The 278-nt window shown below is 57.6% G+C and carries 1 protein-coding gene; it reads right to left on the minus strand.

Features of this window, described 5'->3' with window-relative positions; all coding sequences use genetic code 11:
- On the minus strand, nucleotides 1-278 hold a 278-nt coding region (locus MN204_RS20555), incomplete at both ends, for an ABC transporter permease family protein (protein WP_249872915.1).

The following is a 278-nucleotide window of genomic DNA, read 5'->3' on the forward strand; positions in this document are numbered from 1 at the left end:
TTCACTTTAATGGCGATGCCGGTGACGCTGCTGCCCATATCGAGATAGTTCTGCGCATCTGCCAGCGGGATCATCGCGTAGTTGTGATCGAGCTGGCCGCTCAGTTGCAGAATACCGGTGACATGCAGGCGCACGCGTTTTGGCTGCAACAATTTATGCGCGTCATCGGAGTTGGGGATCATGATCGAGACCCAGTCGCCCTGCTTCACTTTCAGGGCGTCTGCCACCCCTTTGCCGAGGATGATCTGCTGGGAGCCGGCGCTAAAGCCTTTCCACGC

The sequence above is a fragment of the Oceanobacillus saliphilus genome (genome assembly GCF_023522835.1).
Lineage (GTDB): Bacteria > Bacillota > Bacilli > Bacillales > Amphibacillaceae > Oceanobacillus > Oceanobacillus saliphilus.